Source organism: Phyllobacterium sp. 0TCS1.6A, assembly GCF_026420825.1.
In the GTDB taxonomy this organism is placed as follows: Bacteria; Pseudomonadota; Alphaproteobacteria; order Rhizobiales; family Rhizobiaceae; genus Phyllobacterium.
Genome location: NZ_JAPMAB010000003.1, coordinates 266,280 through 281,163 on the forward strand (window position 1 = coordinate 266,280; position 14,884 = coordinate 281,163).

General features: G+C 59.1%; 17 protein-coding genes and 2 pseudogenes. 1 reads left to right on the plus strand and 18 read right to left on the minus strand.

Features of this window, described 5'->3' with window-relative positions; translation table 11 throughout:
- Positions 1-220 precede the first annotated feature (220 nt).
- The 11 genes from OSJ75_RS09405 to OSJ75_RS09455 all read right to left on the minus strand — a co-directional run bounded on the left by OSJ75_RS09405 (position 221) and on the right by OSJ75_RS09455 (position 9,828).
- Positions 221-589: a hypothetical protein gene (locus tag OSJ75_RS09405; RefSeq protein WP_267227719.1), complete on the minus strand. Its 369-nt coding sequence runs from the start codon at positions 587-589 to the stop codon at positions 221-223.
- Positions 590-618: 29 nt separating this feature from the next.
- On the minus strand, positions 619-843 hold the full coding sequence (locus OSJ75_RS09410; protein ID WP_323748353.1) for a hypothetical protein: 225 nt from the start codon (positions 841-843) through the stop codon (positions 619-621).
- 129 nt (positions 844-972) lie between these two features.
- The gene (speB, locus tag OSJ75_RS09415; RefSeq protein ID WP_267228034.1) at positions 973-2,022 is read right to left on the minus strand and encodes an agmatinase; all 1,050 of its coding nucleotides are present in this window, start codon (positions 2,020-2,022) and stop codon (positions 973-975) included.
- A 32-nt stretch (positions 2,023-2,054) separates the two neighbouring features.
- Positions 2,055-2,831 carry an enoyl-CoA hydratase/isomerase family protein gene (locus OSJ75_RS09420; protein ID WP_267227720.1) on the minus strand — a complete coding sequence of 259 codons (777 nt, stop codon included), beginning with the start codon at positions 2,829-2,831 and terminating at the stop codon, positions 2,055-2,057.
- Between the two features lie 26 nt (positions 2,832-2,857).
- The gene (locus OSJ75_RS09425) at positions 2,858-3,634 is read right to left on the minus strand and encodes an enoyl-CoA hydratase/isomerase family protein (protein WP_267227721.1); all 777 of its coding nucleotides are present in this window, start codon (positions 3,632-3,634) and stop codon (positions 2,858-2,860) included.
- A gap of 6 nt (positions 3,635-3,640) precedes the next feature.
- On the minus strand, positions 3,641-4,570 hold the full coding sequence (locus OSJ75_RS09430) for a dihydrodipicolinate synthase family protein (protein WP_267227722.1): 930 nt from the start codon (positions 4,568-4,570) through the stop codon (positions 3,641-3,643).
- A gap of 39 nt (positions 4,571-4,609) precedes the next feature.
- Entirely contained in the window at positions 4,610-5,797 is a 1,188-nt protein-coding gene (locus tag OSJ75_RS09435; protein WP_267227723.1) for a CaiB/BaiF CoA transferase family protein, read from the minus strand.
- A gap of 57 nt (positions 5,798-5,854) precedes the next feature.
- Complete coding sequence (locus OSJ75_RS09440) at positions 5,855-6,934, minus strand: extracellular solute-binding protein (protein ID WP_267227725.1); 1,080 nt, start codon at positions 6,932-6,934, stop codon at positions 5,855-5,857.
- Positions 6,935-7,022: 88 nt separating this feature from the next.
- Positions 7,023-8,153 carry an ABC transporter ATP-binding protein gene (locus tag OSJ75_RS09445; RefSeq protein ID WP_267227726.1) on the minus strand — a complete coding sequence of 377 codons (1,131 nt, stop codon included), beginning with the start codon at positions 8,151-8,153 and terminating at the stop codon, positions 7,023-7,025.
- Complete coding sequence (locus OSJ75_RS09450; RefSeq protein WP_267227727.1) at positions 8,150-8,989, minus strand: ABC transporter permease; 840 nt, start codon at positions 8,987-8,989, stop codon at positions 8,150-8,152. Before OSJ75_RS09450 ends, OSJ75_RS09445 begins: the two co-directional genes overlap by 4 nt.
- On the minus strand, positions 8,986-9,828 hold the full coding sequence (locus tag OSJ75_RS09455; RefSeq protein WP_267227728.1) for an ABC transporter permease: 843 nt from the start codon (positions 9,826-9,828) through the stop codon (positions 8,986-8,988). Before OSJ75_RS09455 ends, OSJ75_RS09450 begins: the two co-directional genes overlap by 4 nt.
- A gap of 165 nt (positions 9,829-9,993) precedes the next feature.
- Here OSJ75_RS09455 and OSJ75_RS09460 point away from each other — a divergent pair, with 165 nt between their 5' ends.
- Positions 9,994-10,791, plus strand: a complete 798-nt coding sequence (locus OSJ75_RS09460; protein ID WP_267227729.1) for an IclR family transcriptional regulator — start codon at positions 9,994-9,996, stop codon at positions 10,789-10,791.
- Positions 10,792-11,310: 519 nt separating this feature from the next.
- Here OSJ75_RS09460 and OSJ75_RS22915 read toward each other — a convergent pair.
- From OSJ75_RS22915 to OSJ75_RS09490, 7 genes and pseudogenes are all read right to left on the minus strand, one after another.
- Positions 11,311-11,478 (minus strand): transposase domain-containing protein, encoded by a 168-nt coding sequence (locus OSJ75_RS22915; protein WP_416362549.1) that lies wholly within the window; start codon positions 11,476-11,478, stop codon positions 11,311-11,313.
- A pseudogene (gene tnpC, locus OSJ75_RS22920) lies at positions 11,461-12,299 on the minus strand (IS66 family transposase); the annotation flags it as partial. The pseudogene tnpC and the gene OSJ75_RS22915, both read right to left, overlap by 18 nt.
- Positions 12,300-12,325: 26 nt before the next feature.
- Positions 12,326-12,679 carry an IS66 family transposase zinc-finger binding domain-containing protein gene (locus tag OSJ75_RS22870; protein ID WP_323748354.1) on the minus strand — a complete coding sequence of 118 codons (354 nt, stop codon included), beginning with the start codon at positions 12,677-12,679 and terminating at the stop codon, positions 12,326-12,328.
- Complete coding sequence (locus OSJ75_RS09475; RefSeq protein ID WP_267227731.1) at positions 12,609-12,824, minus strand: hypothetical protein; 216 nt, start codon at positions 12,822-12,824, stop codon at positions 12,609-12,611. The genes OSJ75_RS22870 and OSJ75_RS09475 overlap by 71 nt, the downstream gene beginning before the upstream one ends.
- Positions 12,825-12,891: 67 nt before the next feature.
- A complete protein-coding gene (tnpB, locus tag OSJ75_RS09480) occupies positions 12,892-13,281 on the minus strand; it encodes an IS66 family insertion sequence element accessory protein TnpB (RefSeq protein ID WP_267227732.1) in 390 nt (129 codons plus the stop codon).
- Between the two features lie 2 nt (positions 13,282-13,283).
- Positions 13,284-13,622 carry a helix-turn-helix transcriptional regulator gene (locus OSJ75_RS09485; protein ID WP_416362536.1) on the minus strand — a complete coding sequence of 113 codons (339 nt, stop codon included), beginning with the start codon at positions 13,620-13,622 and terminating at the stop codon, positions 13,284-13,286.
- A 139-nt stretch (positions 13,623-13,761) separates the two neighbouring features.
- Positions 13,762-14,091 (minus strand): annotated as a pseudogene (locus tag OSJ75_RS09490) (transposase); the annotation flags it as partial.
- Positions 14,092-14,884 lie beyond the last annotated feature (793 nt).

A 14,884-nucleotide genomic window follows, 5' to 3' on the forward strand; every position in this document is an offset into this window, starting at 1 on the left:
TTTATCGAAATGACGGCCTTCGAACATCGATAATTCTCCGCTGAAGACGAGCAGCGTTCCTCCCTGAGACCAGGAACGATCGCATACCTGAATCAGATTTCCTTAGGTTTAACCTGGTTTAAAAATGCGGGCAGCAGGGCGAATGAAGCTTTTTTGACCGCGCTTGAAACCCACCAACGGAGATGCCAATCCTCCGAAAGCCTCCATTTCATCAGTGGTGTCAAGGACGATGATATCGGCTCTGTTCCCGGGAGAAAAGTCCATAATTCGGAATCCGCATCAGCCGGGCAGCGCCTGTGCTGATCATATCGAAGCAACGTGGAAACTCTTCTGGGCCGATATGCATGATGTTGGCATAGAGATTGGCCATTCGTATGAGCGAGGCATCGCCATAGGGGGTAAAGGGGTTGAGAACGTTATTCGTTGCCACTGAAACTGTAACTCCTCGTTCAGCCAGAAAATGAATTGGCGCAACACCGCGCGGTGCGCGAAACTGCTGTTCCCTGCCGTTTAGATAGAGGTCGGTGGATGGCAGCGCTGTAACGGCCACGCCTGCTGCGGTAAGCCGGTTGAGCTGTTTGTCACCCATTGCTGCGAGTTTGGTCGCATGTCCGACCGCTACACGTCCCTGCCATCCATTTGGCTCAGCGGTGCCCTAACGCCAGCGCTTCCTCTGTAGCGCGAGCCAAGTGATCCCCGAGTACGTCGACCGAGGCGAAGTCGACAAACCGGCCTTCTTCGAGATTGGCGAAATCGATCCGGGCAGCCCTCGCGGAGAGCTTCCAGCTTGGCGGTTTCAAGGGTTTCCTGCTGCTCTATCAGACGCAGGCCCTCGTGTATCATCTCGCTGGCATTCCGGTAGCGCCAGTAGCTGCAGCCTATCGCGGATTAATCTGCGGTATTCCGCACAGCGCACCGGGCGATAGTAGTAAGTACATTTTGCGCTTTAGCCCTATAACAGGCGGGACCTCTTTAAAGAACAGTCGGACTGAAGGGCATGAGGCTCAGTATCTCGAATAGGATCTGGGCCGCCGCTTGGGCGGTGTTGGTTGAAGGGTCGTATTGAGGCGCTACCTCGACAACGTCGCCTCCCACGAGGTTGAGTCCCTTCAAACCTCTGAGCAGCTCCAGCACCTCGCGCGTCGCCAAGCCGCCGATTTCCGGCGTTCCCGTACCCGGTGCGAAGGACGGATCGAGACTGTCGACATCGAACGACAGGTAAGTGGGACCGTCGCCGACGACCGCTCTCGCCTTTTCGATGATCGCTGCGATTCCCAGATCGGACACTTCCTCAGCGTGGATGACCGTCATTCCCGATTCATAGGAGAATTCCCACAGATATTCCGAGGAACCCCGGATTCCGATTTGGATCGTGCGGGCAGGATCGAGCACTCCGTCGAGCACCGCGTTCCTGAATGGTCCGCCGTGATGAAACTTTGTCTGGTCGAACAACCCGCCGGTGTCGCAATGAGCATCGATATGAATCATGCCCACCGGGCGCTGCTTGCCAACCGCCCGCAGGATCGGGTGCGTTATCGAATGGTCGCCGCCCACGGAAAGAGGAATGACGCCGGCCTTGACAATCTGGGCAACGCGGCGTTCGATGTCCTCGTGGCTTAATTCGAGCCTGTATCTGCTTTGAAAAGGCACGTCGCCGATGTCGGCGACCCGCAACTCGTGCACAGGAGCGGTTTCCAGCACGTGATTGTAGGGCCCGATCCGCTCTATCGCCCGAAGCGCACGCGGCCCGAACCGGGCGCCGTTGCGGTTGGTGACGCCGAGATCCATCGGTATGCCCAGGAGCGCCACTTGCAAATCCTTGAAATCCGGATTGACCGGATCGACAACCAGATGGGGAGCGGACAAAAAGGTCGGTACGCCTGCATAGGGTGCCTGGCGCGTGCCGTTCTTCGAGAAGATCTTGTCGGCAACCTTCCGAAACCGTGGGTCAAACATCTCGCCACCATGCGCCTCGCCATACTTCGCGCGAAGCTTTTGCAGCCGGTCTTCAAACGTCGACATAGCGTCTCCTTCAGATTTGCGCTCTGACATTTCTATTTGCCGACAAAGCGTGGTTTGCGACGTTCTCCGAAGGCCTTCGCGCCTTCGACATAGTCTTCGGTTGTGTCCATGAACATGTTCAGATCGGTCTCGATCTTCATGCCTTCCTCGAGTGGAACGCGTTCGCCTCGGACAATTGCTTCCTTCGCGTAGCGCACGCCCAGCGGCGCGTTGGAGGCAATCCTGCCAGCGGTTTCGAGAACGCGCTCCATCAGGCCTTCAGTCGGAGCCACGGCGTTCACAAGCCCGATGCGCAACGCTTCCACGGCATCAATCCTCTGACCGGTGAAGATCATCCACATGGCCTGGCTCTTGCCGATCAGCCGCGGCGTCCGCTGCGTTCCTCCCGTTCCCGGAAACGTGCCAAGCCCCGTTTCCGGAAACCCGAACAGCGTGTTTTCGGCGGCGATGCGTATATCGCAGCTCAGCGCAAGTTCTAATCCGCCGCCGAGTGTGTAGCCGTGCACTGCGGCCAGCGTCGGCATCGGCAGGCGCTCTATGCGGCCGCTGACATCGCGACTGTAATGCTTCGCTCGCGCTTCCACGGTGGTCGCGACCGTCTTGAATTCCTTGATGTCGGCGCCCGCGCAGAACGCGCGTTCGCCCCGGCCGGCAAGAATGAAGACACGGGCCGACGACGCCTCGACCTCGGCAATCGCCGCGTTCAGTTCCAGCATGAGCTGATTGCTCAGCGCATTGAGCGCATGCGGCCTGTTGAGCCAGACGGTGGCTATGTCGTTCTCGAACGAGAGTTCAACGCATTCTGCCATGATCAAATTCCTTTCAGCATTCGCGGTCAGCGGCCTCGGAAGACCGGCTTGCGACGTTCGCCGAAGGCTTTGGCGCCCTCGACGTAATCCTCGGTCGTATCCATGAACATGTTGAGATCGATTTCCACCTTGAGCCCCTCCGCCAGCGCCGTGCGTTCACCTCGCGCAATTGCCTCCTTGGCGTAGCGGACGCCGAGCGGCCCTCGTTCAACGATGTATCCCGCGACCTCGCGCGCTCTGGCGATCAGGTCGGACGTCAGCACGACCTCGTTGACGAGGCCAATGCTAAGCGCCTCCGCGGCGTCGATCCGCTCACCCGTGAAGATAAGCCTCATCGCCTCGCTGCGCCCGACGATCTGCGGAAGCCTGAGCGTCACTCCCATGCCGGGAAAAGTGCCCAGCGCTGTTTCGGGCAGCGCAAACAATGTGTCGGCAGCAGCGATCCGCAGGTCGCAGGGCAATGCCAGTGCGATGCCACCGCCGAAGGTATAGCCATGCATGGCGGCGATCGTCGGCATGGGCAGCGTTTGAATCCGCATGCACACATCGCGCCGATAGTGCCATACCCGCGCTTCCACCGTGGTCGCGACCGGCTTGAACTCGGTGATGTCGGCGCCGGCGCAAAATGCTCTCTCGCCACGGCCCATGAGCAGCAGAGCGCGCGCCGACGATCGCCCGACCTCCGCCAACGCCGCGTCGAGTTCATTCATCAACTGCCGGCTGAGCGCGTTGAGAACCTTCGGCCGGTTCAACCATATTTCGGCGATGTCACCGTCGAAGATGAGATCCACGCACTCAGCCATCGCAGCTTAACCCTTGAGCAGGCCGGCGAACGCCAACGCGTCGCGGAGCGCCTTGCGCTCGATTTCCGAGATCGCGAGAAGAGGCGGTCGCACGGTTGCTCTTTCCAGAACGCCGAGCATCACCAAGCACTCCTTCATCCGCGTGTGCATGTCGATGAACGGAGCCTTGTAGAAGCACTTCGTTAGCGGCCGCAGCTTTTCATGCGCCGCGCGGGCGGCAAAGAGGTCGCCTTTCTCGACAGCTTCCCACATCTCGCCCAGTTCCGCGGCGATAACACTGCCGCTCCCGGACAGGATTCCCTCGCCGCCGACAGCCAGAGAGCTGAGCAGCGAAGAGTTGTTCGAGGTCAGAACCGGCACGGGCGGCGTCGCCTCGCGGCAAATCTCGACGTTCAACTGGTAGGGAACCATGCCGGCGCTACCTTCCTTGATGCCGACTACATAGGGAAGGGCCACCAGGCGCCGCAGCGTATCCGGCGTGTAACCGAGGCCGCCGCCGGGGCTGAACTGGAACAGAACCAGGGGGATGTCGGCCTTTTCCGCAATCGTCTCGTGCCATAGCAGCGGCATCTCGTGGCTGGCGCAGGCGCCGTCCGCGAAGATCGGCGGTGGGAAGATAGTGACGGCGTCGGCCCCGGCGGCCTTTGCATCCCTGGCGTGGTCGACCGCCTCATTGAGCGAATCCGTGTACACGCCGGTCAGAACCGGAACGCGCCCCTTCACCTGATCGCTGATGACGCGCGTGACCTCGGCGCGCTCCTCGCGCGTGAGACTCGCGACTTCGCCGGCATGGCCCACTCCAAATACCGCGCCGACGCTTTTTACAGCCAGCGACCGGTCGACCAGTTTGCGCAAAGACGCGTAGTCGATCGAGTAATCATCGTAGAAGGGGGTAAGGAGGGCGGATACCACGCCCCCAAGTTTGACGCTTCTCATAGTCTTCCTGTCTATAAACGTGGTTGTCGAAGGTTGATGTCAGACGATCTTTGCCGCTCTCAACGACGCGATTTTATCGGCGCTGAGGCCGATCCCGGTCAGCACTTCGTCTGTGTGCTGTCCGACTTCCGGCGCCATCCTGCGCGGATGGAGGCTGGTTGGCGCCTCTGACATGGTGACCGGGCTGCGAATGTTGCGCAGCCGTCCGAGACGCGGATGTTCTGTCTCGAAGAGAAGTTCGTTGTGCGTGAACTGCGGGTCCTCCAGCAATTCTTCGTATCCCTGCACTGGGCCGCACCAGATGCCCTTCGAGAGCAGGTGCTGAAGCCAGTCCGCGCTGGTGCGTTGCTTCATTCGCTCGGCCACGATGTCATGGAGTTCATCGCGCCGGGTGAATGCATCCTGCTTCGAGAATTCCGCGATACGCGGCTCATCGAGCGCATCTGACAGGGCCGCCGTCGATACGTCCGATAACGAGATATGTCCGTCGGCTGTTTCGTAGATTCCATAGGGCGCTTCGGCGCCGGGGCTGGCCAGACCCGAAGTGCTGCGCACCTTGTGAATGCCGTTGGCGCAGTCGAATATATTCTCGGTCTGCAGGTGCGCGGCGGCGTCGAGCAGGCTGGTGGTGACGTGCTGTCCCTTGCCGGTCTTCTCGCGGTGAAGCAGGGCGGCGGCCATAGAGAACGCATTCAGCGCGGCCGAATGGAAGTCGATCACCGAGGCGCCGGTCGGCGTCGGAAGATCCGTGCGCTTGCCCGTCGCCGAGGCAAGGCCGGTCATCCCCTGCAAGATCAGGTCCTGGCCCGGACGGCTGACATAGGGGCCATCCGGACCGAAACCCGAAGCAGACAGGTAGACGAGACGGGGATTGACGCGGGACAGGTCCTGATAACCCAGACCGAGCCTGTCCATCACTCCCGGGCGAAAATTCTCGACCAGAACGTCGGCGCCCTCGACAAGCTTGAGAATGATCTCCTTGCCCTCGACCGACTTTAGGTCGAGCGTAAGGCTCTTCTGGTTCCGATGCAGCATCTGGAAGAGAAGACTTTCGCCGTTCCGAAGCCTGTAGGTCCGCTCCAGCGACCCGGAACCGGGCCGCTCGACCTTGACCACGTCAGCCCCGAGATCGGCCAGCAATTGTACGCTGGCCGGCCCCTGCGCCAGTTGCGCGAAGCTCAACACTTTGATGCCGGTGAATGGCAGGATCGGTTCCGAGATCGTCACTTTGTGAATCCTTTTGAAGAGGCTCGCGCGCTTGCGCGCCGGTATGCGGGATTGGTCTCAGTTGCCCGAGAACCAGTTCTGATAGGCTTCGTTGAGCTTCTGGCCGTCGACGCGAAGATACGGCCAGTCATAGGCGTAAGGCTTCACATCGGGATGGCCCGCGATGGTCCAGTCCTTGTACTTGGCGTCGACCTTGTCGAGGGCCAGCGTATTGCTTGGACCCTGCGCTACGAGCGCGCTCATCTTGGCGTTGTTCTCCTTATCGAGAATGTAGGCGATGAGTTGCATGGCCTCCTTGGGGTGCTTGCTGCCCTTCACCACCGCCATCGATGCGCCGAGCACGATAGACGAATCCCATGCGAATCCGAGGTTGGCGCCGTCTTCGTTAGCCGCCACGATGGATCCGGCGTCGCAATGTCCGGCCATCACGACCTCCTTGTCGCGCAGAAGCTGCGGGCATTGGGGTCCCTGCGCAAACAGGACGAGGCTGTCGTTCTCCTTCAGCTTGTTCAGCGCGCCGAAGGCCGCTTCAGTCTTGTAAGGCACGAGTTCCTCGCGCGGCACGCCGGCGCCGATCATCGAACCCATCAACACAGTGCCTGCGGCGGTCGGGCGGGCGAGCACACCTCGCTTGCCCGGGAATTTCTCAAGGTCGAAGAAATCCTGCCATGTCTTGGGCGGATTATCGCCGAACGCGTCCTTGTCGTAGGCGACGCCGTTCACGAGGGTTCTGGTTACAATCGTGTAGTCGCTGCGGTTCGAATCCTGCATGATTTCATCGCAGGGGATAACCGCGCAGTCGATCTTCTCGAAGTAGTTCTCGGGGTCTGTGGCGTAGAGGTCGCCCTCGTAGAGATCCCAGGTCACATTCCCGGTTTCGCGCATCGCGGCGAGCTTGGCCCATTGGACGCCGGCTTCGTAGACGACCTCGATGTTCGGATTATCCTTCATAAAGGGTTCGAGCCAGACCCTCTTGACGGCCTCGCCGCTGGCGCCGCCGTAGCCGACCCAGACGAGCGTCACTTTTTCCTGTGCGAAGGCGACGCTTCCCGAAACGAGGGTGGCGGCAAGCATCACGCCGCTGAAAATTGCCCTGGCTGTCGTTGCGTTGAAGCGCGCTATATTTTTCCTGATCATATGAATGTTCCCTTTCGTTGGATTTCTGAGGTTCTTCTCATCCATGGCCCTTGCTTCCGCTTTGACCGGCGGACTGGGGCTCTTGTCATTATGTTCGTGGTCTGGTCGCCGTCGTTGACGGGACCACCGCCGGCAGGTTGTCTGGATTGATCCGTACGGACACCTCGGCCCCGGTTTCCCACGGCCCGCTTCTCGGGTTGCAGCGGCACTCGACGATGTTGTCTTCGTTCAGCTTCACCCTCACCTTGATCTGACCTCCGACGAAGATCGCATCCTTGACGGTTCCGCGGCACAATTCTCCGCCCGCTTCTGCGGGAGGCGCCGAGAGACTGATCGTTTCGGGACGGAATACTGCAGCGGCAGGCGCGCCATTCCCGATCCCGACATGAGCAACGGATTGCGGATCCACGGTCACGCGCAGCCCGCCCGGTGCCGCTACAAAACAGGCATCCCCATCTCTGTGAAGGACGCCATGGACAAGCCTTCCGTTCCCGACGAAGCCCGCCGCGAATTCGGTCAATGGATTGCTATAGATTCCAAGAGGCGTGCCGCGCTGCTCGATCCTGCCCTGATTGAAGAGAACGATCTGGTCGCTCATCGCCAGCGCCTCTTCCTGATCGTGCGTCACATAGAGAACCGTGCAGCCAAGCTCCCGCGTGATCCGTACGATCTCCCGCTGGAGATGGGCGCGCAGGGCGGCGTCAAGGGCGCTCAGCGGCTCATCCATCAGCAGGACTTTCGGTCTAAAGACGAAGGCTCGCGCCAAGGCCACGCGCTGTTGCTGGCCCCCGGACAGCTCCGACGGATACCGGTTCGCGATCTCGGTGAGCCGGACCAGACTCAGCGCATCGGCGACCAGACGATCCTGCTCAGCACCTGTCACGCCTCTCAGTTTGAGCGGATAGGCGATGTTTTTCGCGATCGTCATATGGGGGAACAGCGCATAGCTCTGGAAGACAAAGCCCAGCCCGCGCTTGTCGGGCGCCAGTCGGGTGCAGTCGGCTTCGCCTATGCTGACGCGGCCATGATCAGGCGACACCAGGCCGCCCACAATATTGAGCGTTGTGGTCTTGCCGGAGCCCGATGGCCCCAGGAAGGTGCAGAACGAACCGGCCGGCACCTCGAGGTCGATATTATCCAAGGCGACAAAGCGGCCATATTCCTTTCGGACGCTGCACAGCGCTACGGCGGCTGCGGTTGTGCTTGCTGCGACGCTCATTCGCCTGCTCCGTGTCTCAAAAGTATTCCACTCGCTTGTCCTGCTGGCATCCGCTTGCTGCGGAGTAGGACGATCAGGGCGGCGAGGCCGAACAATCCGATGCCGACGCCGGAAAGGAGAACAGCGGCTGTCGCGGCGACGGGATTAAGGACATGCTGCATTTCCGCCCAGAGCTTGAGCGGGAAAGGCTGGATTCTCGCGGTTCCCAGCATCAGGGCGCTCACCACGTCATCCCATGAGTGAAGGAACGCCAACACCGCGCCGCCGATTACGCCGGCAAGGATCATCGGGAGCGTCACGTCCCATATCGATCGCAGGAACGATGCTCCCAGCGTGCGCGCGGCTGGCTCAAGGGCGTTGTCGACGCTACGCGCTGCGGCTGAAACCGTCGCCACCATGAAGGAAATGCCGACCGTCGTGTGGGACAGAATGAGCGGCAGCATGGAATCGAGAATCTGCAAGCGCGCCGAAACGAAATAGAAGCCTATGGCAAGACTGATTGCCGGCAGGATGAGCGGAGCCGCGACCAGAGCCTGAACCGCGGGCCACTTGCCCAACTGCCCTCTTGCAAGGCCCAGTCCAAGCGGCACGCCGAGCACGACCGACAGGATGACGGTAATGACGCCGATCCACAGACTCGTCGAAATAGAGTGCGTCCAGAGAGGATCAGTCACTAGCGACGATAACCAGCGCGTCGAGTAAGTCGGCGGCGGAAATGTCATGCTGTTGGCGTCACTGAAACCGAGCATGCCAATCACTACCAGCGGCGCCCACAGGAAGACGTTGACGATGATGATCGAGAGCCACCCGATCCAACCCAGCCGGAGCGTATTCATCGGGAGCCCACCGAACGATACCGCCGCAGGAACAGGCTTGTCAGGAACAGGCCGAGCAGCGTGATGAAAACCAGAGTTATCGAAAGCGTCGACGCGGCACCGAAATTGCCGTACTCGGCCTGCGTCATGATCATTGCGCTGATCATCTGGCCGGACGGGTTACCCAGCAGAGCCGGGGTGGCGTAGAAGCTAAGGCCCAGGATGAAGGTGAGCGCCAGACCGCTCAATATGCCGACTTTCGTTGCAGGAACGAAGACTGAGAAGAAAGCGCGTGGCGCGCTGGCGCCGAGGCTGCGCGCCGCCGAAACGGTGGCGAGGTCGACCTGCTGCATGGAAGCATAGAGAATCAGGACCATGTGCGGCAGCAGCACATGACTTGTGCCGATAATGGCCCCCAGATCGTTGCGCATCAGCTTCAACGGGCTATCGATCACGCCGGCGCTCATCAGCAGTTTGTTCACGACACCATTGGTCTGCAGCAACTGCACCCAGGAATAGGCGCGCGCTATCGAACTTGTGGCGAACTGCACTGCCAGAAAAAGCATCAGATATATGCGCAGCGGCTTCGGCCCGACGCGCATGGCGTAGGCGTAGGCATAGCCCATCGCCAGAACGACAACTGCGGTGATCGCCGAAGCCTTGAAGGTCGTGAGGAGCGCATGAAAAGACGCGCCTTGCAGAATGCGGAAGTAGTTCTGAGGACCGGGATCCGTCAGGCTTCGCACGACTGTGAACGCAAGCGCTGATCCAAAGCCAAGCGCAATGAACACGATCCCCGGGATGGAGATGAGGGACCAGGGGTCCTTCCATAAAAGTGAACCACTACGCGCAGCTAGCATCGAATCAGTTCCTGTTCGCCCTAGGAAATCGTTTGCTAGATTTCCATTTTTCGGAATTGCATTTCCGTTTTATAGAAACTATTCTGCGGTTGATGAGATGTCAAGGGACTTGCGCCCATTGATGGGCTCCGATCTGTGCAGGAGAGGCTCGAAATGGAGAATGACTTGGAGCAGAACATCGCGAAAACGCCCAAAGACGCTGCATCCATGCCTTTAACGCGCGCGGCGCAGGTCGTAGATGCGGTGGCGGCGACCAAGGAGGGGGTTACTCTCAAGAAGATAAGCGAGGCTGTCGGGCTTCCTGCTTCGACGGCCCACAGGATCGTGAACAGCCTCGTTGCGATAGGCTATTTGGCCATGAGCGAATCCGACAAGACCTACCATCTGGGGCGCCGCCTCGTCAGGGTAATGCATGTCGCATTCGGGGCTAGGAACGTGCAGGCGGTGGCCGACCCGATCCTGTCCCGACTGCTGAGGCAGTTCGGCCAAGTGTTCTATGTCAATCAGTTGATCGTCGATAAGGTCCGTCTCGTGGCGTTTGCGATGCCCGAGGTCACCGAACGCGCCCTTATCGTGCCCGGCGAGTATTCGCCGATCCACGCCACCGCGTCAGGCAAGGCGATCTTCGCCTTTCAGGAAGAATCGGCGATAGATCAGCAACTTGCGAAGCCGCTCAAGAAATATCTGCCCAATACAATCATCGACCCTATGGTCGTTCGTGAGGAACTGGAGCGTGTCCGTGCGCAAGGCTACGCTCTAAGCCACTCCGAGTTCGAACTTGGCGTGACCGCTTTGGCCGTTCCGATCGACATTCCATATGCGGGGGTTATGTTTTCGATCGGCGTAACGGGACTGGAGCAGCAGATATTCGACCAGTATCCCATCGAGACATATGTCGCAGAACTGCGCGACGCCGCCCTGGAACTCCGCGCCTCACTAGCGTCGCTCGCTGTCGCCAAGTGAGTGAGTCCTTCCGTTTTCCAGCTTTGTCGCTCTTCATTGATCACTTGGTGAATGCCGTCCGCTGGAAAGTCTGTCTGAAAGAGCCGGTATGGGCGCGCAAAGCTGCCATCCGTATGCGGAAGTCCGGACGTCGTCTTCAGGCCAATAATCCGGTATGTTGAAGGTATCGACTCGAAGATCCCGGCTGACACGACTTCAGCAACCCCGATCGAATAAGATCGCAGTTTCTAAGAGTGCCGGCGGCCTCAGAGAGGAATAGTGAAACTGACATGCCCATCTCCTACGTTCATGGCCCGCCAAACACCGCCGATTACCTCACAAATTGATAGTTAATATCATTAACTATCGTAAGCGCGGCTTTCTTTGCACGGCAATTCAAGGTGTTCACCTTGAAAGGGTACCCCTATCAGGGAGCCCCCTCGTCACAGCTTCCCGCATTCCGAGCCGCCCGCAAGAGATTACACCAGATACCAAGGGGTACACCTTCAAGGTGGACACCTTGGCCGACACAAAGGCGGCTCAGGCGGCGACGCCGATTTCCACTTGCCTGGCGAAGTTGAACGGCAGCAGGTCGTCTATATCTGGATTCTCCCTGTTACGCCTGGGCAGTTCCGTCAGGACGTGGCCCAGCCATTTGAAGGGATCAACGCCGCAAGCCCGACAGGTCAGGACCAGACTGTAAACCACCGCACTCGCCTTTGCCCCATCAACAGTGTCGCGGAAGAGCCAGCTTTTTCTTCCCGTGCAAAAGGGCCTAATATCGCGTTCGAGTATATTGTTGTCGATCGGAACCCGGCCATCACTGGTGTAGCGGGCCAGATAATCCCATTGGTTCAGCGTATAGGAGATGGCTCTGCCGAGCTTGCTTTTCGGGGCGATCTTCGGGGATATCTTTTCGAGCCATTGCCTGAAGGTAATCAACACCGGCACACTATGCTGCTGGCGCAACCGGAATGCATAGGCGTGGCGTGTTTCCCCGTCACCCGGCTCGTCTTCGCGCGCCTGCTTTTCGATCTGGTAAAGCTTCGCGAGCACCTTCAGGACCTCCATCGGTGCGCCACCGGGCTTCTTCATGGCCTTGAGCGCATCGTTGAACTTCCTGCGTGAATGCGCCATGCAACCAAAATGCATCGCCCCCCGGATCGTGCGCCAGGCCTCGTAACCGTCGCTGATCAGAAGACCTTGATAGTCGCCAAGGAAAGCCTGAGGGTATGCTTGCCGCGACCAGGCTGGATTCGAACAGCACGACCGGCTGCTCGCTGTCCTGCACGCTGCGAAAGGCCCACATGTAGGATTTTGTTCTGGGGCTTCCGGCCCTTTTCCTTCAGCACCTGCACCCAGGTCTCATCGCCATGGAGAACGGGCTGGGCCAGAAGCTTTTCCTTCAGGGCATCATAAATGCGGTTCAGATGCAGATCGCAGGCGCGGATCACCCAATTGCCGAATGTCCCGCGGCTCATCGGCACATTGATCCGGTCAAATGCCTGCGACAGACGATAGAGAGGCATGCCATCCACATATTTGCTGACAAGCGCTAACGCCAGCGTTGAGGGTGTGGCGACGCTGGCGGCAAGGGCTGCGCTGGCATCGGCGCGATCACCACAGGCGTATTGATGCCGGTGCGCTCGCAATTCCGGCAGGCGTACTTCACCCGTGCATTCTGCAAGACCTTCGCGCTCGTCACCACATGCAACTGTTCGGTGACGACTTCACCCATTCTGTGCATCGGATGACGGCAGCAAGGGCACAGCTTTTGATCTTCCGGCACATCGTATTCCACCCGTTCACGTGGCACATGAGCCGGCAGGCGTTTGCGCCTACGCTTTTTGCGGAATTGCTCCCCCGGTATCCGGCAGATCGATGGCGGTGGCGTCATCACCGCCGTCATCGCTATATTCCTCGACGCTCTCAGTCGCGGCGGCCTGTTCGGCCTCATTAAAGACGCGATCGTCGAGTTTCCCGTTCTCCGCTTTCAGCGCAGCGATCTGGGCGAGCAGTTCATCGGGATCTGACGTCGAACAGGTTGGATTCATCCCGATTCTTGAATCAGGAGCCTCCTGTCAGGTCAACGATTTTCTCGCCAGAGGCTGGCTGAAGCTATTACAGTAAAACGCGCCCTTCGGGTTCCGGCAAAATGCCGGCAACACTACGATAACGTCGTACCGGATGACGGGACATCGCATCGATGTCGATGCCGTCCAGAAGCCAATGAAGCTGCTCCGTCGTGAGCGTCAGAACCGCTTCCGCCCGGCGGGGCCACCGGAACCTGTCGGCTTCGAGCCGCTTCAGAACCAGGACAAACCCCTGCCGATCGAAGAACAGGAGTTTGATCCGGTCTCTCTGGCAGTTGCAAAACGCAAATATGGACCGCGACCACGGACCGAGCTGCATGGCTTGCTCGACCAGTATTGCAAGGCTGTCGATACCCGCTCTCAGATCGACCGGTTCGCGGTGAAGATAGACCTTCACATCATCGGCCAGACGCAGCATGGCTAAGGCCCTCCATGACTGTTGTTATCGTTTTGAAGGCCATGGTCATTCATCTCTCTGACGCTGCGCTCTGGCCGCGCGCCCATTGTGCTGTCGGACGTCGAGCTGACGATACCCCGGTTAGCCCAATGCTCCAGGTCGGAAAGCGCATAAACAGCCCTACCACCGAGTTTACGACAGACCGGCCCCGTACCGCAGCAGCGGTGCTTTTCCATCGTTCGCGCTGACAACCTCAGGAACAGGGCAGCATCATAAGTACGCAGGTAACGCGGCGGTCCATCGGATAACGAAGCGGCCAGCCCGTCCGCCTTGCTGCCATCGCCAATATCCGGCAGCTCCATGCGCTCCCCTCCGGTCTCCGACGCCTGCTACGCTCAACTGTGCGCCGAACAACCACCGGATCAGGTTCAGGGCGCCATCCCGCAACTGCGTTCAGAACTGCGTCCGTCAGCGCTTCCAGACTGGTTGCCAGCAGCGGCGTTACCTTTTCCCGGACAATGTCACTCGCTGCGTCATGCCCGAACAGGCCAGCAGATTGCATACATGTCCCGGCATCATCAGGCCGGACACTTTGATGCTCCGTGTCGGGGATGTCGCTATAGCCTTGAGCAGTTTGCCAGCCGCAACGATCTCAATAAACACTGAAGGCGCAGGCGATGCTGGGCTTTGCCTGTCTCCCTGCCTTTTCCGGTAATCGCTAATCCATTTGCGCACGAGATTCGGGTTTAAACCATGTGCAACCGCAATCCCGGCCACCGAGACCCCGGGCTTCAGGCGTTCCAGGACCAGCCTCACCTTGTCAGCCGGGTCATATTCCGCCCGCCATTCGCACGCATACCTATCGGCTTCAGCTTAATGCTGTTTCTGTCGTTTCCATCCATCGCATCACGCCCCTCCTTCGGGCGGGATGCAAATTGCATCATCAATCTATTCAAGCACAGGCGCAGAGAAATGCGCGCTTACGATCAATCGGACGATTTGTACACCTCTCGGTGTCCAGCGACCCGCGCGAACTAGCCTCTAAAAGTACCGTCAGGTCATTTAAGCAGACCCGCCGCGCCAAGGATAGGCACGGATGAATTCGTATCCTCGGATCTTGGTCCATCGACCCGGCCTTACTTCGTCTGTGAAGGCGTCTGGGTGAAACACAACGCCCGGTCCAGATGATGTCTTACCGCAACGGTAGCAAACAGGCAGGATTCGAGCCGACGCTCTGGTATACCGCCATAGACCTGCAGTGGTTGCACGGCTTAGGTGGATAGAGCACCAGAGTACGAGACTGGGTATCGGAGGTATAAATCCTTCTGACTATACAGATAAAAGCAGGTGTCGAATGACACGATATTTTGCCTTTTTGGCCACTATGTTGCCTTTGGGTCAGTGTCCCTAACTTTTCTCAACGATTTCTGCATAAAATGCGGAAAACCGCTGACACTACAGGCCGCTTCTACCCTCTCCCTGCCCGCAAACCCACTGACCGCTTCCCACCAATTCCGGCCATGCCCATGACCTTGCTCTATCCGCACCAGCAGCAGGCAGCATATTTCGGTTACAGGTCTCAGCCAACTGTCTCGAAAGACTGCTTAAGCTCCATCTTCTGTGG